The organism is Staphylococcus kloosii (assembly GCF_032139365.1).
Classification (GTDB): domain Bacteria; phylum Bacillota; class Bacilli; order Staphylococcales; family Staphylococcaceae; genus Staphylococcus; species Staphylococcus kloosii_A.
Genome location: NZ_JAVTDB010000002.1, coordinates 1 through 959, shown reverse-complemented (window position 1 = coordinate 959; position 959 = coordinate 1). Strand labels below are relative to the sequence as shown.

The 959-nt window shown below is 23.4% G+C and carries 1 protein-coding gene and 1 pseudogene; both read right to left on the bottom strand.

Going from position 1 to position 959, the window contains the following annotated elements; translation table 11 throughout:
* Positions 1-532, bottom strand: a 532-nt coding sequence (locus RPL90_RS00165; protein ID WP_313541257.1) for an ATP-binding cassette domain-containing protein, incomplete at its 3' end; no start/stop codon positions are given.
* Between the two features lie 15 nt (positions 533-547).
* Positions 548-959: pseudogene (locus tag RPL90_RS00160) on the bottom strand (peptidase); the annotation flags it as partial.

The window sequence follows — 959 nt, the reverse complement described above, 5'->3', positions numbered from 1 at the left end:
CTGCTAAATTATGAGTAATATTAATAATTACTTTCGAGGGATGCATAGCTATAAATTTGTTTATAAAACTGTAAATTTCATTAATCGTTGTTTTGTCTAAAGCGTTTGTTATTTCATCAAAGATAATTATATTTTTATCTTGCATTAGAAAGCTAAATAGTTTTAATTTTTGCTTTTGTCCATCACTTAAGTTTTTTATCATAATTTTATTTGGAATATCTTCTAAATTTAGCATTTGCGAAAGTTCAAACATTTTATTATGGTTATCAAACTTGTTCTTTAAAATTTTCATTAAAAATTCTTTACTTAAATCACTTGGAATATTAGAAGAACTCGAAATTAAAGTAGTATTAGATTGTATTTCGGGGGTAATTTGACCACTAATATTTAATAAGAAATCCTTAGCTAATTGAGATTTACCTACTCCATTTTTACCTACTATATGGTTTATGGTACTTTCATAAAAATGTAAATTAGAACCTTCTATTAAACTGTTTCCTTTGACCTTTAATGAATAATCGTTTATTTCCAAAACCATCAACTCCTATTAAATTAAATATTTCAACCAATATTTTATCCAATGTATTAATGTATTGAGCGCTATAAGTACTCCTAATATTTGAATACTTAAAACTAACCAATGATTTTTAATAAAGTTGTTATATTCATCTAAATATAAAATTGCAAGTAAAACTTTGTAACCATCAGAGTTAAGCATTGGAATTAAATTCCAAATCATAGTTGAAGAAAATAGCATAAATGCAATGGTTAAACTCACGTTATTAACTGTAAATTCATTGATTATTTGTACTAAATTTATAAAAGTAAAATTAACAAACAAACCAAATGAATGTACTATAATTTTTTCTTTTCTAGAAATCATATAAATTTCGTTCATTTGTACATATATAGCTGGGAAAACATAAAAATTTAATTTAAAACCTACTTTGTTAATTTTT